Origin of the sequence: Reyranella sp. (assembly GCF_965229815.1) — a bacterium.
GTDB lineage: Bacteria > Pseudomonadota > Alphaproteobacteria > Reyranellales > Reyranellaceae > Reyranella.
This window is the reverse complement of the sequence record NZ_CBDDJN010000002.1, coordinates 859,001-876,902: the sequence shown is the minus strand read 5'-3', so window position 1 is coordinate 876,902 and position 17,902 is coordinate 859,001. Positions and strand designations below refer to the sequence as shown.

General features: G+C 69.5%; 20 protein-coding genes. 13 read left to right on the top strand and 7 right to left on the bottom strand.

Annotated elements, in window-relative coordinates; genetic code table 11:
* Position 1 precedes the first annotated feature (1 nt).
* The 4 genes from ACO073_RS04770 to ACO073_RS04755 all read left to right on the top strand — a co-directional run bounded on the left by ACO073_RS04770 (position 2) and on the right by ACO073_RS04755 (position 3,351).
* Positions 2-166 carry a DUF1674 domain-containing protein gene (locus tag ACO073_RS04770; RefSeq protein WP_421995801.1) on the top strand — a complete coding sequence of 55 codons (165 nt, stop codon included), beginning with the start codon at positions 2-4 and terminating at the stop codon, positions 164-166.
* A gap of 104 nt (positions 167-270) precedes the next feature.
* A complete protein-coding gene (locus ACO073_RS04765) occupies positions 271-1,602 on the top strand; it encodes an NAD(P)/FAD-dependent oxidoreductase (protein ID WP_421995799.1) in 1,332 nt (443 codons plus the stop codon).
* A 13-nt stretch (positions 1,603-1,615) separates the two neighbouring features.
* Positions 1,616-2,842, top strand: a complete 1,227-nt coding sequence (locus ACO073_RS04760; RefSeq protein WP_421995797.1) for a threonine ammonia-lyase — start codon at positions 1,616-1,618, stop codon at positions 2,840-2,842.
* Positions 2,839-3,351: a hypothetical protein gene (locus ACO073_RS04755; RefSeq protein WP_421995795.1), complete on the top strand. Its 513-nt coding sequence runs from the start codon at positions 2,839-2,841 to the stop codon at positions 3,349-3,351. Before ACO073_RS04760 ends, ACO073_RS04755 begins: the two co-directional genes overlap by 4 nt.
* 10 nt (positions 3,352-3,361) lie before the next feature.
* Here ACO073_RS04755 and ACO073_RS04750 read toward each other — a convergent pair whose 3' ends face one another.
* Both ACO073_RS04750 and ACO073_RS04745 read right to left on the bottom strand, forming a co-directional pair.
* Positions 3,362-3,745: a type II toxin-antitoxin system VapC family toxin gene (locus ACO073_RS04750; RefSeq protein ID WP_421997394.1), complete on the bottom strand. Its 384-nt coding sequence runs from the start codon at positions 3,743-3,745 to the stop codon at positions 3,362-3,364.
* A 5-nt stretch (positions 3,746-3,750) separates the two neighbouring features.
* The gene (locus ACO073_RS04745) at positions 3,751-4,005 is read right to left on the bottom strand and encodes a type II toxin-antitoxin system VapB family antitoxin (protein ID WP_421995793.1); all 255 of its coding nucleotides are present in this window, start codon (positions 4,003-4,005) and stop codon (positions 3,751-3,753) included.
* 86 nt (positions 4,006-4,091) lie between these two features.
* Here ACO073_RS04745 and purH point away from each other — a divergent pair, with 86 nt between their 5' ends.
* Positions 4,092-5,705 (top strand): bifunctional phosphoribosylaminoimidazolecarboxamide formyltransferase/IMP cyclohydrolase, encoded by a 1,614-nt coding sequence (gene purH / locus ACO073_RS04740; RefSeq protein WP_421995791.1) that lies wholly within the window; start codon positions 4,092-4,094, stop codon positions 5,703-5,705.
* Positions 5,706-5,737: 32 nt separating this feature from the next.
* On the opposite strand, the gene ACO073_RS04735 is transcribed toward purH, so the two are convergent.
* Together ACO073_RS04735 and ACO073_RS04730 are read right to left on the bottom strand one after the other, a co-directional pair.
* Positions 5,738-6,226 (bottom strand): hypothetical protein, encoded by a 489-nt coding sequence (locus ACO073_RS04735; RefSeq protein ID WP_421995789.1) that lies wholly within the window; start codon positions 6,224-6,226, stop codon positions 5,738-5,740.
* A 122-nt stretch (positions 6,227-6,348) separates the two neighbouring features.
* The gene (locus ACO073_RS04730; protein ID WP_421995787.1) at positions 6,349-6,750 is read right to left on the bottom strand and encodes a winged helix-turn-helix transcriptional regulator; all 402 of its coding nucleotides are present in this window, start codon (positions 6,748-6,750) and stop codon (positions 6,349-6,351) included.
* A gap of 47 nt (positions 6,751-6,797) precedes the next feature.
* Between ACO073_RS04730 and ACO073_RS04725 the strand changes: the two genes are divergently transcribed.
* The 6 genes from ACO073_RS04725 (at position 6,798) to msrA (ending at position 14,298) form a co-directional block, all read left to right on the top strand.
* Positions 6,798-7,598, top strand: a complete 801-nt coding sequence (locus ACO073_RS04725) for an SDR family oxidoreductase (protein WP_421995785.1) — start codon at positions 6,798-6,800, stop codon at positions 7,596-7,598.
* 72 nt (positions 7,599-7,670) lie between these two features.
* The gene (locus tag ACO073_RS04720) at positions 7,671-8,360 is read left to right on the top strand and encodes a helix-turn-helix transcriptional regulator (RefSeq protein WP_421995783.1); all 690 of its coding nucleotides are present in this window, start codon (positions 7,671-7,673) and stop codon (positions 8,358-8,360) included.
* A gap of 66 nt (positions 8,361-8,426) precedes the next feature.
* The gene (locus tag ACO073_RS04715) at positions 8,427-8,891 is read left to right on the top strand and encodes an EVE domain-containing protein (RefSeq protein ID WP_421995781.1); all 465 of its coding nucleotides are present in this window, start codon (positions 8,427-8,429) and stop codon (positions 8,889-8,891) included.
* Between the two features lie 266 nt (positions 8,892-9,157).
* Positions 9,158-10,216 (top strand): efflux RND transporter periplasmic adaptor subunit, encoded by a 1,059-nt coding sequence (locus ACO073_RS04710; protein ID WP_421995779.1) that lies wholly within the window; start codon positions 9,158-9,160, stop codon positions 10,214-10,216.
* Between the two features lie 122 nt (positions 10,217-10,338).
* Complete coding sequence (locus ACO073_RS04705) at positions 10,339-13,536, top strand: efflux RND transporter permease subunit (protein WP_421995777.1); 3,198 nt, start codon at positions 10,339-10,341, stop codon at positions 13,534-13,536.
* A gap of 36 nt (positions 13,537-13,572) precedes the next feature.
* Entirely contained in the window at positions 13,573-14,298 is a 726-nt protein-coding gene (gene msrA, locus ACO073_RS04700) for a peptide-methionine (S)-S-oxide reductase MsrA (protein ID WP_421995775.1), read from the top strand.
* A 4-nt stretch (positions 14,299-14,302) separates the two neighbouring features.
* Here the strand turns inward: msrA and ACO073_RS04695 are convergent, their stop codons facing one another.
* Positions 14,303-15,526, bottom strand: a complete 1,224-nt coding sequence (locus tag ACO073_RS04695) for an MFS transporter (protein ID WP_421995773.1) — start codon at positions 15,524-15,526, stop codon at positions 14,303-14,305.
* Between the two features lie 119 nt (positions 15,527-15,645).
* On the opposite strand from ACO073_RS04695, the gene ACO073_RS04690 reads away from it, so the two are divergent.
* The gene (locus ACO073_RS04690) at positions 15,646-16,212 is read left to right on the top strand and encodes a TetR/AcrR family transcriptional regulator (protein ID WP_421995771.1); all 567 of its coding nucleotides are present in this window, start codon (positions 15,646-15,648) and stop codon (positions 16,210-16,212) included.
* Positions 16,213-16,216: 4 nt separating this feature from the next.
* On the opposite strand, the gene ACO073_RS04685 is transcribed toward ACO073_RS04690, so the two are convergent.
* Together ACO073_RS04685 and ACO073_RS04680 are read right to left on the bottom strand one after the other, a co-directional pair.
* Complete coding sequence (locus tag ACO073_RS04685; RefSeq protein WP_421995769.1) at positions 16,217-16,714, bottom strand: DinB family protein; 498 nt, start codon at positions 16,712-16,714, stop codon at positions 16,217-16,219.
* 23 nt (positions 16,715-16,737) lie between these two features.
* Positions 16,738-16,896, bottom strand: a complete 159-nt coding sequence (locus tag ACO073_RS04680) for a hypothetical protein (protein ID WP_421995767.1) — start codon at positions 16,894-16,896, stop codon at positions 16,738-16,740.
* Between the two features lie 100 nt (positions 16,897-16,996).
* On the opposite strand from ACO073_RS04680, the gene ACO073_RS04675 reads away from it, so the two are divergent.
* A complete protein-coding gene (locus tag ACO073_RS04675) occupies positions 16,997-17,902 on the top strand; it encodes a LysR family transcriptional regulator (protein WP_421995765.1) in 906 nt (301 codons plus the stop codon).

Sequence of the window (17,902 nt, the reverse complement as noted above, 5' to 3'; positions counted from 1 at the left end):
CATGACCGACACCCCGAAACCCGCGGCCGAAGAGGCCAAATCCGAGCTGGCCAAGCCTGTCCCACCCCCTCAGCCCAAGAAGGTCGAGGAAATCGGGGGGCCGCCGGGTCCTGAACCCACGCGCTACGGCGACTGGCAGTTCAACGGCAAGGTGACCGACTTCTAGGTCGGTCATCCTGAGCGCCGCGAAGGATCCCATCCCCCTTTCAAGCGGCGATGGGGTCCTCCGCTCCGCTCAGGACGACAGAGTGAGTGAGCGAGAGTACCGACATGACCCCCGGCAAAGAGATCTTCCATCCCGAGTTCAAGGCCGCGCCGTGGTGGTGGGAGGCCTGGACGCCGAACAATGCCCTGTCGCAGGACCCGCCAGCGCGGACCGACGTGGTGATCGTGGGCGCGGGCTACGGCGGCCTGTCGACGGCGCTGGAGCTGCGGCGCAACGGCGTCGCGGCGGTGGTGCTGGAGCGCGGCGACTTCGGGGTCGGCGCCTCGACCCGCAACGGCGGCATGATCTCGGGCGGCACCAACCTCGGCAAGGGACTGGGCGGCAAGAGCCCGATCGCCGAGGAGTTCGAGCGCCACAAGGCCGAGCTGATGGGCGCGGGGGCCGATTCGCTGACCGTGCTCGAGGACATCATCGCCCGCGAGAAGATCGAGTGCGGGCTTCACCGCAACGGCCGCTTCGTCGGCGCCTGGACGCCGCGCCACTACGACGACCTCGCGACCAAGGTCGAGACCTACAACAAGTACGCCGATGCCGGCTCCTCGATGGTGCCGCGCGAGCGCCAGCGCGAGTTCATCCAGTCGGACTATTACTATGGCGGCATGCATGCGACGCGGGCCGGCCACCTCCATCCCGCGCTCTACTACAAGGGCCTGCTGGAAGCGGCGCATCGCGCCGGCGCCGTCCTGTGCGCCGGGGTCGAGGCCGAGCGGATCGAGAAGACGGCGACCGGCCATCGCGTGCTGACGGCCAAGGGACCGGTCGAGGCCCGCGAGGTCGTGATCGCCACCAACGGCTACACCGGCGACCTGACGCCCCGGCTGAAGCGGCGGGTCGTGCCGGTGGCGAGCCACATCATCGCCACCGAGGACCTGCCCGAGCCCGCCGACAAGCTGCTGATCCCCGGCCTGCGCGCCGTCGGCGACACCAAGCGGGTGCTGACCTACTACCGGCCCTCGCCCGACGGGAAGCGGCTGATCTTCGGCGGTCGCGCCCGCTTCACCGCGGCGCCGCCGGAGGTGAGCGCGCCGGCCCTCTACCAGTACATGACCGACCGCTTCCCGCAGCTCAAGGGCATCCGCATCACCCATGCCTGGACCGGCAACGTCGCCTTCGCCCTCGACTACATGCCGCACATGGGCGTCGACCAGGGTCTGCACTACCTGCTGGCCTGCAACGGCAACGGCGTCGCCATGATGACCTATCTCGGCACCCAGACCGCGAAGAAGATCGCCGGCGGCAGCAACGCGCCGGTCAACCCGCTGGACGGCCGCGACTTCCCCGACCACGCCTTCTACAACGGCGAGCCCTGGTTCCTGCCCATGGTCGGCGCCTGGTACCGCACGCGCGACTGGCTCGACCGCCGGCTGGCCGCTTAAGCGAGGCGGCCCCATGACCCCGCTTCCCGTCACGCTCGCCGATATCGAGACCGCTGCCGCACGCATCGCCGGCGCGGTGGTGCACACGCCCTGCCTGCGCAGCGAGACGCTGTCGCGCATCGCCAAGGCCGATGTCTGGGTGAAATTCGAGAACCTGCAGTTCACCGCCTCGTTCAAGGAGCGCGGCGCGCTCAACACCCTGCTGCAGCTCACGCCGGAGGAGCAGAAGCGCGGCGTCATCGCCATGTCGGCCGGCAACCATGCGCAGGGCGTGGCCTACCATGCCGGCCGGCTCGGCATCCCTGCCACCATCGTGATGCCGTCCTTCACGCCCAACACCAAGGTGGAGCACACGCGGGCCCACGGCGCGCGCGTGGTGCTGCACGGCGACACGCTGGCCGAGGCGGGCGAAGAGGCGCACCGCCTCGCGGCGGCCGGGCAGCTGGTGTTCGTTCATCCCTACGACGATCCGCGCATCATCGCGGGCCAGGGCACGATCGCGCTCGAGATGCTGCGCGATGCGCCGGCGATCGACACGCTGGTGGCCCCGGTCGGCGGCGGCGGCATGATCGCCGGCTGCGCCGTGGCGGCCTGCGCGCTCAAGCCCGGCCTCAAGGTCATCGGCGTCGAGACCGAAAGCTACTCGGCGCTGCGCCAGATCCTCGCCGGCGAGCCGGTGACCGCCGGCGGCGACACGATCGCCGAGGGCATCGCCGTGCGCGACATCGGCAAGCTGCCGCTCGCCATCGCGCGCGCCCTGCTCGACCGGGTGGTGAGCGTCGACGAGGTGGCGATCGAGGGCGCCATCGCGCTGCTGCTCGAGGTCGAGAAGACCGTGACCGAAGGCGCCGGCGCGGCCGGCCTCGCCGCCCTGCTGGTGCATCCGCATCATTTCGCGGGCCGCACGATCGGGCTGGTGCTGAGCGGCGGCAACATCGACACGCGCCTGCTGGCCTCGGTGCTGCTGCGCGGGCTGGTGCGCGACGGGCGCATCGTGCGGCTGCGCCTGATGATCCCCGACCTGCCGGGCCAGCTCGCCCGCGTCGCCGGCCTGGTCGGCAAGGCCGGCGGCAACATCGTCGAGGTCCAGCACCAGCGGCTGTTCGGCGCCGTGGTGGCCAAGCGCACCGAGCTCGACGTCACGGTCGAGACGCGCGGCCGCGACCACATGCGCGAGCTGGTGGCGGCGCTGGAGGCCGAAGGCTTCAAGGTCCGGGTTCTGGAGGGTGCCGACGCATGAGGCGGGCCGTCCCGCTCGTCCTGGCGGGCGCCCTGCTGGCGGGGTCCCTTCCGGCGTTCGGCCAGGCCAAGGCGCCCGTGCCGGGCAAGGCCGCCGCGCCGGCGGCCGCAGCCGCGGCACCGTCCAGCCTGGCCTGCGGGTCGCTGAAGGCCGAGTCGTCGCGCAGCGGCGCCACCACGCGCTGGACGATCACCGGCCCGACCGACCGGACCACCGAGACCGGCACGCTGCGCAGCGGCCCGCGCTTCGATTGCCTCGAGGGCGCAGTGCTGACGGTCGAGGTCACCTCGACCGCCGGCCACTCGCTGTTCACCGGCTATTTTCCCGACGGCACGTCGATCACCTACGGCCGCCAGCAGATCGACCGCCGCGGCGGCCGCACCGTGCTGCCCGTCCAGGCCCGCGCCCGCATCCCCGAGGCCTACCGCGCCGCGTTCGACTATCACTGCCGCCTCGACATGCCGGCCGATCCCATCCCGGCGGCCGCGCGGGCGGTATGCCTCTTCTAGAGGAGAGGCGTCAGAGCGCGCGCTTCAGGTCGGTCAGTGCGAAGTCGTCGCCCTTGAAGAGCAGCGGCCAGTCGAGCGTGCGCGCCAGGGCATAGGCGCAGCAGTCGCCGAAGGTGAGTGCGGCCCGGTGCCGGCCCTCGCCGTAGCGGCGGAACGCCTCCCGCGCTGCATCGACATGGACAGCGTCGAAAGGAACGACGGACAGGCCGGCGACGGCGGCGAGCTGATCGAGATCGCGGCATCCGCTCGGCCCCTGTTGCGATTCGGCGACCATGGACGCCTCGAAATAATTGGGCGCGCCGATCTGCGCGCCGTCGACCGCCAGCAGGGCATCGGCGTATCGCTGCCTGTCGGGCTCATTCAGCAGGATCGCGAGCAGCGCCGAGCTGTCCACGACGATCAATCGAAGTATCCCTTGTCGTTGTAGCCGAGGATCTCGTCGACGCTCTTGTCGGTCAGGGGCGGCTTCAAATTGTATCGTTTGACGATCTCGTCGATTTCCTTGAGCCGGCGTTCCCGGTCCTTGCGGCCCTCGAGTTCCTTCAGCCGACTGTCCGCCAGCTCGATCACCGCGGCCGTCAAGCTCTTGCCGAGCAGCTTGGCCACGCGGCGCAGTTTGCGCTCGGCCTCGATGCTTTTGATGCTGACGCCCATGGCTTCCACCGATTTCTAGATTGGTGAAAAAAATTCTAGAAAGTCGCTGCTTACAACGGATCGCGACGCGAGCTATAGACGCCGCCATGTCCGCCAGCCCCCGCTACGTGCCCTCGCCCACCCCCGATCTCGCGCGCATCGGGCGGGCGCTGATCTCCGTCTCGGACAAGGAGGGGCTGGTCGAGCTCGGCCGGGCGCTGGCGTCGCATGGGGTCGAGCTCCTGTCGACCGGCGGCTCGGCCAAGGCCTTGCGCGACGCGGGCCTCGCCGTCGTCGAGGTGAGCGACCATACCGGCTTCCCCGAGATCATGGACGGCCGCGTGAAGACGCTGCAGCCGGCGATCCACGGCGGCATCCTGGCGCGCCGCACCGACGAGGGGCACCGCAAGGCGATGGAGGATCACCGGATCGCCGGCATCGACCTCGTCGTGGTGAACCTCTACCCGTTCGAGGCGACGGTGGCGCGCGGCGCCGATTTCCCGACCTGCGTCGAGAACATCGATATCGGCGGACCGGCGCTGATCCGCGCCTCGGCCAAGAACCACGACTTCGTGACGGTGGTGGTCGATCCCGCCGACTATGCCGCGGTGCTGGAGGAGATGAAGGCGCACCAGGGCGCCACGACCTTGGCGCTGCGCCGCTCGCTCGCCGCCAAGGCCTATGCCCGCACGGCGTCCTATGACGCCGCGATCGCCTCCTGGTTCGCGCGCGAGCAGGGCGACACCTTCCCCGAGCGGCTCACGATCACGGCGACGCGCGTGCAGACGCTGCGCTACGGCGAGAACCCGCACCAGCAGGCGGCCTTCTACAGCGACGGCAGCCGGCGGCCGGGCGTCGCCACGGCGCGCATCGTCCAGGGCAAGGAGCTCTCCTACAACAATATCGGCGACACCGAGGCGGCCTACGAATGCGTGGCCGAGTTCAAGGAGCCGGCGGTCGTCGTGGTGAAGCACGCCAATCCCTGCGGTGTGGCGATCGGCAAGGACCAGTACGCCGCCTACCTCAAGGCCTACGAATGCGATCCGGTCTCGATCTTCGGCGGCATCGTCGCGGTCAACACGGTGCTCGAGGCGCGGACGGCCGAGGATCTCGCCAAGCTGTTCCTCGAGGTCGTGATCGCGCCGGACGCCACGCCCGAGGCGCTGGCGGTGTTCGCCCGGCGCAAGAACGTGCGCGTGCTGCTGGCCGGCACCCTGCCCGATCCGCGGTCCGCCGGCATGACCATGCGCAGCGTGGCCGGCGGCTACCTGCTGCAGACCCGCGACAACGGCCACGTCGCGCGGGAGGACCTCAAGGTCGTCACGAAGCGCGCGCCGACGGCGAAGGAGCTCGACGATCTCCTGTTCGCCTTCACCGTTTGCAAGCACGTGAAGTCGAACGCCATCGTCTATGCCAAGGACGGCGCCACGGTCGGCGTCGGCGCGGGCCAGATGAACCGCCGCGATTCCTCGCGCATCGCCGCCATCCGCGCCGCCGAGGCGGGCGAGACGGCCAAGCTCGCCCAGAGCCCGGCGGTCGGCAGCGTCGTGGCTTCGGACGCCTTCTTCCCCTTCGCCGACGGCCTGCTGGCCGCGGCCGAGGCCGGCGCCACCGCGATCATCCAGCCGGGCGGCTCGATGCGCGACCAGGAAGTCATCGAGGCGGCCGATGCGAAGGGGCTCGCCATGGTGTTCACGGGGATGCGCCACTTCCGGCACTGACGCCGGAGGCGCGGCCGATCAGGCGAGGCGCGTCACTCGCCGTAGCCGTAGAGATCGTCGCTGGCGCTGAAGTCGCTCACGACGTCGGCCACCATGCGGCTGGTCATGTCCATCGGCAGCACGTCGTCGTCGACGCGGACATAGCCGTAGCCGTCGGGCGCCGGCGCGAGCTGCTGGACCAGCGGCGGCGGCACCGGCTGGTAGACGGCGGCGGGCGGGAGCGGGCGGCCGACCGCCCAGAGCTTCTTCGCCTGGCCCGGCGGCAGGCAGCCATTGCCCTTCTTCGCCAGGCCGGGCGGGCAGCGGTCGACCGACACGGGGGTCCGGTAATAGCGGTTGATCAGGACGCGGTCGCGGTCGGGGAAGACCAAGCCGCCCGGGGCGACCACCACCAACGGTGCCGCGCCCTTCCTGTGGCCATGCCCATTCCCCTTGCCTTTGCCCTTGCCGTTGTCCGCGAGCACGGGCGCGGCGAGGACAACGAGGAGGGCGGGAACGATCAGGGTGAGAGCGGCGCGCATCGGGACCTCCGGGCGGGGGACCAATGCCAATCCCCAACGCCCAGTTCGTAGACTGTGCAGGACCGGACGGCTCGTGATCGGCGCGTGACCTCAGTCGACGACGATCAGGCGGACGCGCGCGGTCAGGTGGGGGCGGCCGTCGGACAAGGGTCGCGCTCGGCGGCCCAGACAAGGATGGCGTCGAGCGCCGGACACAGCGCCCGCCCCCAGTCGGTCAGGCAGTACTCCACGCGGGGCGGCACTTCGGCGTGGACGAACCGGTGCACGACGCCGTCGTGCTCGAGCTGGCGCAGCTGCTGGGTGAGCATCTTCTGAGAGACGGCGGGGATCGCCCGCTCGAGATCGGAGAAGCGATGGCGGGCGCCGTCGAAGAGGTTGAAGAGGATCACCAGCTTCCAGCGGCCGGCGACGATCCTGAGCGCGACCTCGACATCGGCTGCCGCGGTCTGCGGCGTGTAGGGGACGCCGTGGCGATCGGCCTTACTCCGCGGTTCGTATCCCACCTTCTGGTCGGTTCTTGTCATGGCCCCAGCCTACCCCCTTATCCGCTCACGAGGACAAGGAGAGTTCCATGACGACGACATCCACGACGACATCGACCGGCACGCTCGAGGGGAAACGGGTCCTGGTGACAGGCGCCAGCCGCGGCATCGGGCGCGCAGTGGCCGAGCGGCTGCACGCGGAGGGCGCGACCGTACTGGCCGTGGCGCGACACCCTGTCGAAAGCCGGGAAAGCCGATTCCACGCGGTTGCCGCCGACCTCACCACCGAGGCGGGTTGCGATGCCGTCGTCGAAGCGGTGACCACGCGCCTGGGCGGGATCGACATCGTCGTCCATGCGCTTGGTGGATCATCTTCGCCGGGCGGCGGCTTTGCCGCGCTCGCAGACATCGACTGGAAGAAGGAGCTCGACCTCAACCTTCTTCCGGCGGTGCGGCTCGACCGGGCCCTCGTCCCCCAATTGCTGGCGCAGGGTTCCGGCGCGATCGTGCACGTCACGTCCATCCAGGCGCAGTCGCCGCTCTTCGAGGCCACCCTGGGCTATGCGGCCGCCAAGGCAGCGCTCGCGACCTACAGCAAGGGCCTGTCCAAGGAGGTGGGCCCCAAGGGCGTGCGGGTGGTGCGCGTTTCACCGGGCTGGACAGAGACCGAAGCGGCGCTGGCCCTGGTCGAGCGCCTCGCCCGCGAGGCCGGCACCGATGAGAAGACGGCGCGCGACGGCCTCATGGCGGCACTCGGCGGCATCCCGATCGGCCGCCCCAACAAGCCGTCGGAGGTCGCCGACCTCGTCGCCTTCCTCGTCTCGGCCCAGGCGGCGACGATCACCGGCTGCGAAATCCGCATCGACGGCGGGTCGCTGCCCACCATCTAGGGGAGGGCACCCGGATGAGCCTTCTGCAGCCTGCTGTCAGAAACTGACAGCAGGCTGCTATACTGTCCCATCGTGTCGCGCGCCCAACGACTGCTCGATCTGATCCAGGTGCTGCGTCGCCATCGCCATCCCGTCAGCGGGGCGCGGCTGGCGGAAGCGACCGGCGTGTCGCTGCGCACCCTCTATCGCGACATCGAGACCCTGAAGGCGGAGGGCGCGCACATCGATGGCGAGGCCGGCGTCGGCTACGTTCTGCGGCCGGGCTTCATGCTGCCGCCGCTGATGTTCAGCGAGGAGGAGATCGAGGCCCTGGTGCTCGGCTCGCGCTGGGTGCACCAGCGCGCCGACCGGGCGCTGGCCGATGCCGCGGCGAACGTGCTGGCCAAGATCGGCGCGGTGCTGCCCAAGGATTTGCGCGAGGCGCTGGACGATTCCGGCCTGCTGATCGCGCCGGGCGATCCGATCGCGGCGGGCGACGCGCAGCTTCCCAAGATCCGCCAGGCCATCCGGACCGAGCGCAAGATCGGCCTCGACTATCGCGACCAGAACGGCGCGGCCAGCCAGCGCACCATCTGGCCGTTCGCGCTCGGCTTCTTCGAGAAGGTGCGGGTGGTGGTGGCGTGGTGCGAGTTGCGTCAGGACTTCCGCCATTTCCGCACCGACCGGATCGTCACCCTGTCCATCACGGAACATCGCTATCCGCGACGGCGCCAGGCGATGCTGAAGGAATGGCGCGAGCGCGTCGCCACCAAGGAAGCCTGAGCGACTACTGACATTATCTGACAGCTGCCGCGCGTATGGTCCCTCCATCGAACGATGGAGAAACCCATGAGCAGGAACTGGCTGGCGGTGGCTTCCGCCGAGCACGTCGAGATCGGCCGCAGGGCCGGCTTCATGCAGGTGTCCCACGGCAAGGTGACGCCGCTGCGGCGCATCCTGCCGGGCGATCGCATCGTCTATTACTCGCCCAACCGCACCTATTCGCCGAGCCACGCCTCGCGCGGCCGCGACCGGCTGCAGGCCTTCACCGCGATCGGCACCATCCGCGACGGCAAGCCCTACCAGGCCGACATGGGCGCAGGCTTCCGCCCGTTCCGGCGCGACGTCGCCTGGCACGAGGCCGGGACCGTGGCGATCGCGGGCCTGCTCGGCCAGCTCAGCTTCACGCGCGACGGCAACTGGGGCCACCGGCTGCGCCAGGGCGTGGTCGAGATCAGCGACGCCGACATGGCGATGATCGCCGAGGCGATGTTCGCGGCAACGGTCCCGCCGCTGCAGCAGCTTGCGGCCTGAATCGCGCGACGGGCGCCCGCCGAAAACGACGCTGTCGTCCTCGTCGTACCCGCAGCGACGGCAAAAACGGGCATTCACTCAAGCACGGACTGCCGTCGCGCGAATGCGAGGTAATTGACAGGATGACATCCCACAACCACATGTCGCCTTTGCGAGTCGGCCTCGCCGGGGAGTCGCTTTTGCCCGTTCGTCGCTTGCTGGTCCTGGCCGGCGCTTTTCTATTCCTGACATCGTCGGTCGTACTCGCCCAGGGCGGACCGCCCGCCATGCCGGTTACCGTCGCGCCACCGATTGCGAAGAAGGTAACCCAGTGGGACGAGTTCTCGGGCCGCTTCGAGCCCGTGGCCTCGGTCGAGGTGCGCGCGCGCGTCTCGGGCTTCATCGACAAGCTGCATTTCCGTGACGGCCAGGTCGTCAATGTCGGCGAACTGCTGTTCACCATCGACAAGCGGCCCTACGAGATCGCCGTCGAGAGTGCCCAGGCCGAGGTCGCGCGCATCAAGGCGCAGGTGTCGCTGGCCGAGCTCCAGGTCGACCGTGGCGCCTCGCTGATCAAGTCGAAGACCATCACCGACGCGGACTACGACCAGCGCAAGGCCAACCTCGACATCGCACGCGCCCAGCTCCAGGCCGCCGACGCGGCGGTACGCAGCGCCGAGCTCAACCTCGACTGGACCGACGTCCGTGCGCCGCTCGCCGGCCGCATCTCCGACCGCAAGGTCGACGCCGGGAACCTGATCCAGGGCGGCCAGCAGGGCGCCACCCTGCTCGCCACCATCGTGACGCTGGATCCCATCCGCTTCGTGTTCGACGTCTCCGAGGCCGACTACCTGCGCTACACGCGCCTCTTCCTGTCGGGCGAGCTCGCCTCGTCGCGCGATTCGGTCAATCCGGTGCGCATCCGGCTGGCCGACGAGAAGGACTGGACGCGCACCGGCAAGGTCGACTTCGTCGACAACACGCTCAGCGCGCGCTCGGGCACGATCCGCACCCGCGCCATCGTCGAGAACAAGAACCAGCTGCTCGCTCCCGGCATGTTCGGCCGCGTCCAGCTGTTCGGCGGCCAGTACGACGCCCTGCTGATCCCCGATTCGGCGATCGTCTCCGACCAGTCGCGCAAGATCGTCTTCACGGTCGGCGCCGACAATGTCGTGGCGGCGAAGCCCGTGACTCTCGGGCCGCTGGTCGACGGCCTGCGCGTGGTGCGAGACGGGCTGGCAGCCGGCGACAATGTCGTGCTCGACGGCCTCGCCAACCCGATGGTGCGGCCGGGCGCCAAGGTCGTGCCGCAGAAGGGCGAGATCAAGACCGCCGACGCCAAGTGATCGAAAAGAAGTGATCGAACACCTCTGCCGCCCCGAGGGGAACGCGAGACCTTTCCGTCGCTGAAAGGTCCCTCGCTCTCCGGCCGGGCGACAGCCATCCGTCTCAGCCCCAGGCCCACCCCATGCGCTTTTCCCATTTCTTCATCGACCGGCCGATCTTCGCCTCGGTCCTGTCGATCATCATCCTGATCGTGGGCGGCATCGCCCAGCGCGGCCTGCCGGTGGCCGAGTATCCCGAGATCGCGCCGCCGACCGTCAACGTCACCGCCACCTATCCCGGCGCCTCTGCCGAGGTGATCGCCGAGACCGTCGCCACGCCGCTCGAGCTCGAGATCAACGGCGTCGACGACATGCTGTACATCAACTCGCAGTCGACCGGCGACGGCCGGCTGTCGATCAACGTGGTGTTCAAGCCCGGCGTCGACATCGACCAGGCACAGGTCAACGTGCAGAACCGAGTCGCGGTCGCGCAGCCGCGCCTGCCCGAGGACGTGCAGCGGCTGGGCATCGTCGTCCGCAAGGCCTCGCCCGACCTGATGATGGTCGTGCACATGACCTCGCCCGACGGCACTCGCGACCAGCAGTACATCTCGAACTACGCCACGCTCTACGTGAAGGACGTGCTGAGCCGCATCGACGGCGTCGGCAACGTGCTGGTGTTCGGCGCCCGCGACTACTCGATGCGCATCTGGCTCGACCCGGCCCGCGTCGCCGCCCACAACCTGACGGCCGGCGAGGTCATGCTGGCGATGCGCGCCGCCAACCTGCAGGTCGCCGCCGGCGCCATCAACCAGGCGCCCGCCGTCTCGCCGGGCGGCTTCACGCTCTCGGTGCAGACGCTCGGCCGCCTGAGCTCGCCCGAGGAGTTCGGCAACATCGTGCTGCGCGCCGAGAGCAACGGCTCGGTGACCCGCCTGCGCGACGTCGCCCGCATCGAGCTCGGCGCGCAGGACTACACGCTGAACGCCTATCTCGACAACAAGAACGCCACCGCGCTCGGCATCTTCCAGCGTCCCGGCTCGAACGCGCTCGCCACTTCCGACGCGGTGAAGGCGGCGATGGAACGGCTGAAGAAGGACTTCCCGCCCGGGCTCGACTATTCGGTCGTCTACAACCCCACGGAGTTCATCCAGGCCTCGGTCGACGCGGTGATCGAGACGCTGTTCGAGGCGCTGATCCTGGTCGTGATCGTGGTGATCGTGTTCCTGCAGACCTGGCGGGCCGCGATCATCCCGCTCCTCGCCATCCCGGTGTCGCTGATCGGCTCCTTCGCGGTGATGGCGGCGGTCGGCATCTCCTTCAACACCCTGTCGCTGTTCGGCCTGGTGCTGGCGATCGGCATCGTCGTCGACGACGCCATCGTCGTGGTCGAGAACGTCGAGCGCTACCTGACCCAGGGCATGTCGCCCAAGGAGGCGGCGCACAAGACGATGGACGAGGTCGGCAGCGCGCTGATCGCCATCTCGCTGGTGCTGATTGCGGTGTTCCTGCCGACGGCCTTCATCACCGGCCTGCAGGGCACCTTCTACAAGCAGTTCGCCATCACCATCGCGGCGTCGACGGCGATCTCGGCCTTCGTGTCGCTGACCCTGTCGCCGGCGATGGCGGCCCTGCTGCTCAAGACCCACGCCCTGTCGCACGCCGAGAAGGCGAGGCCGACCCTGATGGAGCGGCTGGCCTGGCCGCTCAACTGGTTCTTCCGCCAGTTCAACCGCGGCTTCGAATGGCTGGCCGACGCCTACGGCCGCGCCACGGCGCGCCTGATCCGCCTGTCCTTCATCGTGCTGCTGATCTACGCCGGGCTGCTGGTGCTGGCCGGCAACCGTCTGATCAACACGCCGACCGGGCTGGTGCCGCAGCTCGACCGCTCGTACCTGATCGCCGTCGTGCAGCTCCCGGCCGGTGCCACGCTCGAGCGCACCGACAGGCTGGTGAAGCAGGCGTCGGAGATGATCATGTCGTCGCCCGGCGTCGAGCATGCCGTGGCCTTCGTCGGCCTCGACGGCGCGACCTTCACCAACGCGCCCAACGCCGGCGTCGTGTTCGTGACGCTGAAGCCGTTCGAGGAGCGCCGCGACCTGCCGATGGACAAGATCCTGGCCGACCTGCGGGGCAAGATGTTCTCCCTGCGCGAGGCCTTCGTGTTCGTGCTCGAGCCGCCCTCGGTTCCCGGCATCGGCACCGGCGGCGGCCTGAAGGGCTACGTCCAGGACCGCGCGTCGCGCGGCCTGCCGGCACTCGAGGGCGCGACCTGGGCGCTGGCCGGCGCGGCCGGACAGGCGCCCGGCCTCACGCAGGCCTTCACCCTGTTCAGCACGCGCACCCCGCAGATCTGGGCCGACATCGACCGCACCAAGGCCGAGCAGCTGGGCGTGCCGATCGCCCGCGTGTTCGAGACCCTGTCGGTGTACATGGGCTCGGCCTACGTCAACGACTTCAACATCCTCGGCCGCACCTACCGCGTGACGGCGCAGGCCGACGATCCCTACCGGCTCACCCTGCGCGACGTGGCGGCGCTCAAGACCCGCAGCTCGAGCGGCGAGATGGTGCCGATCGGCTCGGTCGCCACCTTCTCCGACAAGACCGGGCCGTATCGCGTGGCGCGCTACAACCTCTACCCGGCCGCCGAGGTCCAGGTGGCGCTGAAGCGCGGCTTCTCCTCGGGCCAGGGCATCGCCACGCTCGAAGGGCTGGCCGACAAGGTCCTGCCTTCGGGCTTCGGCTTCGAATGGACCGAGATCGCGCTCCAGGAAAAGCTGGCCGGCGACACGTCGGTGATCGCCTTCGGCCTCGCCGTGGTGTTCGTGTTCCTGCTGCTCGCCGCCCTCTACGAGAGCTGGCTGCTGCCGCTGGCCGTCATCCTGATCGTGCCGATGTGCGTCCTGGCCGCCATGATCGGCGTCAACCTGCGCGGGCTCGACCGCAACATCCTGGTCGAAATCGGGCTGGTGGTGCTGGTCGGCCTCGCCGCCAAGAACGCCATCCTGATCGTGGAGTTCGCCAAGCAGGCCCACGAGGCCGGCATGAGCCGGTACGACGCAGCGGTCAGCGCCGCGCGAACCCGCCTGCGGCCCATCCTGATGACCTCGCTCGCCTTCATCCTGGGCGTGGTGCCGCTGGTGGTGAGCTTCGGCGCCGGCGCCGAGATGCGCCAGTCACTGGGCACTGCGGTGTTCTTCGGCATGCTGGGTGTCACCTTCTTCGGGCTGGTATTCACCCCGGTCTTCTACGTAGTCTGCACGGCGCTGGCCGAGCTCCGCTTCCGCTGGCGCAAGCCGGAGGTCCCGCCGACGGCTGACTTCAAGCCCGACAAGGTCTGACGGCGCTTCCCGAGGACCGCCGGGACGGAGGCTGCCATGCCCAATCCCCTGCCTGCGAGACTCGCCATCGCCTTCGTCGGCGGCCTGGTGCTGCTGCTGGCGACCATCAGCCTGGGCTACGTGCCGTCTGCTGCCGAAAGCGGTCGCCTGGTGCCGCCGCCCGCCGTGGACGAGCCGACCGGACCGACGACGACGGAGGTCGCCGTCCTGGCCGGCGGCTGCTTCTGGGGCGTGCAGGGCATCTTCCAGCACGTCGAGGGCGTCACCAGCGCGGTGTCGGGCTATGCCGGCGGCGCGCCGGCGGCGGCGACCTATCGCGAGGTGAGCACCGGCCAGACGGGCCACGCCGAGGCGGTACGCATCACCTACGACCCGCGCAAAGTGAGCTTCGGCCGGCTGCTGCAGATCTATTTCTCCGTGGCGCACGATCCCACCGAGCTCAACCGGCAGGGGCCCGACGTCGGCACCCAGTACCGGTCGACGATCTTCCCGACGAACGATACGCAGGCGCGGGTGGCGCAGGCCTATATCGACCAGCTCAACCGAAGCGGCGGCTTCTCCGCCAAGGTCGTGACCACGATCGAGCCCGGGCGGCCGTTCTACCCGGCCGAGGCCCACCATCAGGACTACATGACCCTGCATCCCAACCAGCCCTACATCGTGTTCCACGACAAGCCCAAGCTCGAGAACCTGAGGCGCCTGTTCCCCAACGCCTACCGGGCCGAGCCGATGCTGGTGTCCAGGACCGGATTGGGAAACTGACGGCTCAGGCCGGCGCCGGGCGTACCGGGCGCAGCAGGGCGAAGGTCACCTGCACCAGGCCGGCCAGCAGTCCGATGGCCACGGCGAGCCGCCACGCCAGGTCGTAGGAGCCGAGCCTGTCGAAGATCACGCCGCCGCCGAGGGCACCGACGAAGCTGCCGATCTGGTGGCTCATGAAGGCGACGCCCTGGATCATGGCCTGCCAGCGCAGGCCGAACATGTCGGCCACCGAACCGGCGACCAGCGGCCCCACGCCCAGCCACAGGAAACCCATCAACGCGGCGAAGATCAGCGTCGTGGCCGGCGTCGGCGGCAGGGCGAAGTACCAGGCAAGCACGATCGAGCGGCCGATGTAGATGCCGCCCAGCAGGCCGAGCTTGGACCAGCGGCCGCCAGCCCAGCCGAAGAACAGGCCGCCCACGACGTTGAACAAGCCGATCACAGCCAGCGCCTGGGCGCCGAGCGCGGGATCCATCCCGCAGATCGCGAGATACGACGGCAGGTGCGTGGCGATGAACAGAAGCTGCATGCCGCACACGAAGTAGGCGGCTGTCATCACGATGAACGGCGGCCGGGCGAGGGCACGGCGCAAGGCCTCGCCGGCCGAGTCGGCGCCAAGGGCGCTCGGCCGTGCGGCGGGATGCGGCAGGCGGTCGATGCGGCCCGCGATCCAGGCGGCCGGCAGCATGCCGAGCGCCAGCACCAGGAAGCCGATGACCCCGGCCCGCCAGCCGGCCTCGGTGATCAGCAACTGGCCGAGCGGCGCCGACAGCAGCGCACCCAGCGAGCCCGATGCCGTGATGGCGCCCAGCACCAGGCTGCGAGAGGCGCCGGACGTCGCCTGCGAGCCGACCGACAGGGCGATCGCCGCGGCCGTGCAGGCGAGCGCGACGCCGATCAACAGGCCCGCGCCCAGCAGCACGCCAAGCACACCCTGGGCGGTGGCGAACAGCAGCAGGCCCAGCCCATACAGGACGCTTCCCGCCATCATCACCGGCCGGAAGCCCAGCCGGGTGGCCAGCGCTCCGGCGAACGGCTGGAAGAAGCCCCAGGCGAGGTTCTGCAGCGACATGGCGAAGGCGAAGTCCGAGACGCCGACGGCAATGTCTCGCGTGAGCGGCGGCATCACGAGCCCGAAGCTCTGGCGGATGCCCATGCTGAGGCTCAGCAGCACGGAGACGCCGACCAGGATCGGCATGACCGGCCTCAACTCCTTCACGACGCCCATGGCCTGCACCACCTTGATTACACAGGTCGGTGTACCCTAGACTCGCGACTGCACCGGTCAACCGAAAACTACACAGGTCTGTGTAACCAATGCCGCGATCCGAAAGCCGATCAGACGCCATGCGCGAGCGCATCCTCGCGACGGCCGACCGGCTGTTCTACGAGCAGGGCATCCGCGCCGTCGGCGTCGACACGGTGGCCGCCGAAATCGGCATCAGCAAGCGGACGCTCTACAACTACTTCCCCTCCAAGGACGAGCTGATCGTCGCCTACCTGTCGCGCCGGCTGAAGCCCGCGCCCGCGTCGGACCTGCCCCCGGCGGTGCAGATCCTGGGCAACTTCGACCGGCTGGAGCGGACCTTCGCGGAGGGCGTGTTCCGCGGCTGCCCGTTCGTCAACGCCGTGGCGGAGCTCAAGGAACCGGCGCACGCCGCCAACAAGCTCGCCTTCGCCTTCAAGGAGCAGCGCCGCCTGTGGTTCCGTGGCCTGCTGGTGCGCCTGAAGGTCAAGGATCCCGACACGCTGGCGCTGCAGCTGCAGATGCTGGCCGACGGCGCCATCGCCGCCGCGCTGGTGCGCGGCGATCCGAAGGTGGCCGTCACGGCGGAGAAGGCAGCCCGCGTCCTGCTGGCGGCGGCGGGGGTCGAGCTGCCGGACGCGAAACCGAGGCGACGGCCGGTACGCTGACGCCTCAGGCCGGATTGGGGCGCAGCACGCGGTGCAGGTCGAGCACCGGCGTCACCTGGCCGAGCTGCGACAGCAGCGTGTGGACCTGGGCGCGGTGATGGGTCTGGTGATTGAAGAAGTGGGGCACGATCACCGAGGCGGGATCGGTCGTGTCGAGGCCGTCGTTGTTGACGTAGCGCAGCGACCGCTCGAGGAAGCCGTCGGGGAGATCGGCGAAGAACGCCTCGATGCGGGCGTCCATGCGGACCCTCTCGGCCCGCAGGACCTCGAAGTCGTCGAACAGGGGGACGCCGAGGTCGGTCGAGGGATGGCTGCCGCCCTCGAACCGCGTCATCCAGATGCGGTCGCCCAGCAGCAGGTGGTTGAGCGTGCCGTGCACGCTCCGGAAGAAGGCGCCCAGATCGCGCCGCCGGTCGGTGTCGGACAGGCGGGCGCAGGCGTCATGGAGCCGCTCGTTGGCCAGCCGGTTGTAGCGGGCGAACGAGGCCCAGAGGTCCTTCATTCGCCCCTCCACGGGTCGGCAGGTCAGCGGGCGGCGGCGGCGACCCAGCGGGCCGGGGCGGCGGCCGACAGCCAGCGGCCGAAACCGCGGAACAGGTCGGCCATGGCGGCGGCGCGGAGCGTACGGGCACGCTCGGCATAGGCCTGGCGTTCGGCAAGGGTCAGATCGGAAAGGGAAAGCATAGCTACCTCCAAGAATGCATAGCAATGTAATTGGCTCCCCCATGCCGATTAATCCTGAAAATTTGACTATCACTCCTGAATTTCGTTCAATAATGGCGCAATGATCGATCGCGCCAGTGAAATGGCGGCCTTCGTGCGGGTCGTCGATGCCAACGGCTTCTCGGCCGCCGCCCCGGCGCTCGGCCTCAGCCCCTCCGCCGTCAGCAAGCTCGTCACCCGGCTGGAAGAGCGGCTGGGCGTGCGGCTGCTGCAGCGCACGACACGGGCCCTTCACCTCACGCAGGAGGGCGAGGTCTTCTACGCCGCCGCCCGGCGCATCGTGGGCGAGATCGACGCGCTCGAGAACCAGATCGCCGACCATAGCGGCACGCCGCAGGGCATGCTGCGGGTCACCACGTCGCTCGCCTTCTCGACCCATCAGCTCGCGCCCGTCCTGTCGGAGTTCCTCGCCCGCCATCCGCAAGTCCAGGTCGAGCTGATGCCGACCGACCGCGTGGTCGACATGGTCGAGGACGGAATCGACATCGCCATCCGCATCGGCCAGTTGGCCGACACCAGCTTCATGGCGCGCAAGATCGGCGAGGATCGCCGGCTGATCTGCGCCGCGCCGGCCTATCTCGAGCGCCACGGCACGCCGCAGCGGCCCGAGGACCTGGCCCGCCACAACTGCCTGTTCTCGCGCGAGCGGCCCTACCTCAACCGCTGGCCGTTCAAGATCGACGGTCGGCTGGTCGAGATCGAGGTCGGCGGCCGCGTCGCCGTCGCCGAGGGCGAGACCCAGATGCAGCTCGCCCTCCAGGGCATCGGCATCGTGCGCCTGACCCGGCTCACCATGGCGCAGGCGATTCGCGAGGGACGGCTGGTGCCGCTGCTGGGCGACGTCTCGGCCGACGAGCCGGTGCCGATCCATGCCGTCTACCCGCATCGCCGCCATCTCGCGCCGAAGGTGCCGGCCTTCGTCAACTTCCTGATCGAGAAGTTCACGCCGCCCCCGTGGGAGATCTGA

Bases quoted from the DNA above. Each gene is read 5' to 3' on its own strand.
- ACO073_RS04770 (WP_421995801.1), top strand. From the start codon at position 2: ATGACCGACACCCCGAAACCCGCGGCCGAAGAGGCCAAATCCGAGCTG.
- ACO073_RS04765 (WP_421995799.1), top strand. From the start codon at position 271: ATGACCCCCGGCAAAGAGATCTTCCATCCCGAGTTCAAGGCCGCGCCG.
- ACO073_RS04760 (WP_421995797.1), top strand. From the start codon at position 1,616: ATGACCCCGCTTCCCGTCACGCTCGCCGATATCGAGACCGCTGCCGCA.
- ACO073_RS04755 (WP_421995795.1), top strand. From the start codon at position 2,839: ATGAGGCGGGCCGTCCCGCTCGTCCTGGCGGGCGCCCTGCTGGCGGGG.
- ACO073_RS04745 (WP_421995793.1), bottom strand. From the start codon at position 4,005: ATGGGCGTCAGCATCAAAAGCATCGAGGCCGAGCGCAAACTGCGCCGC.
- purH (WP_421995791.1), top strand. From the start codon at position 4,092: ATGTCCGCCAGCCCCCGCTACGTGCCCTCGCCCACCCCCGATCTCGCG.
- ACO073_RS04735 (WP_421995789.1), bottom strand. From the start codon at position 6,226: ATGCGCGCCGCTCTCACCCTGATCGTTCCCGCCCTCCTCGTTGTCCTC.
- ACO073_RS04730 (WP_421995787.1), bottom strand. From the start codon at position 6,750: ATGACAAGAACCGACCAGAAGGTGGGATACGAACCGCGGAGTAAGGCC.
- ACO073_RS04725 (WP_421995785.1), top strand. From the start codon at position 6,798: ATGACGACGACATCCACGACGACATCGACCGGCACGCTCGAGGGGAAA.
- ACO073_RS04715 (WP_421995781.1), top strand. From the start codon at position 8,427: ATGAGCAGGAACTGGCTGGCGGTGGCTTCCGCCGAGCACGTCGAGATC.
- ACO073_RS04710 (WP_421995779.1), top strand. From the start codon at position 9,158: ATGCCGGTTACCGTCGCGCCACCGATTGCGAAGAAGGTAACCCAGTGG.
- ACO073_RS04705 (WP_421995777.1), top strand. From the start codon at position 10,339: ATGCGCTTTTCCCATTTCTTCATCGACCGGCCGATCTTCGCCTCGGTC.
- msrA (WP_421995775.1), top strand. From the start codon at position 13,573: ATGCCCAATCCCCTGCCTGCGAGACTCGCCATCGCCTTCGTCGGCGGC.
- ACO073_RS04695 (WP_421995773.1), bottom strand. From the start codon at position 15,526: ATGGGCGTCGTGAAGGAGTTGAGGCCGGTCATGCCGATCCTGGTCGGC.
- ACO073_RS04690 (WP_421995771.1), top strand. From the start codon at position 15,646: ATGCGCGAGCGCATCCTCGCGACGGCCGACCGGCTGTTCTACGAGCAG.
- ACO073_RS04685 (WP_421995769.1), bottom strand. From the start codon at position 16,714: ATGAAGGACCTCTGGGCCTCGTTCGCCCGCTACAACCGGCTGGCCAAC.
- ACO073_RS04680 (WP_421995767.1), bottom strand. From the start codon at position 16,896: ATGCTTTCCCTTTCCGATCTGACCCTTGCCGAACGCCAGGCCTATGCC.
- ACO073_RS04675 (WP_421995765.1), top strand. From the start codon at position 16,997: ATGATCGATCGCGCCAGTGAAATGGCGGCCTTCGTGCGGGTCGTCGAT.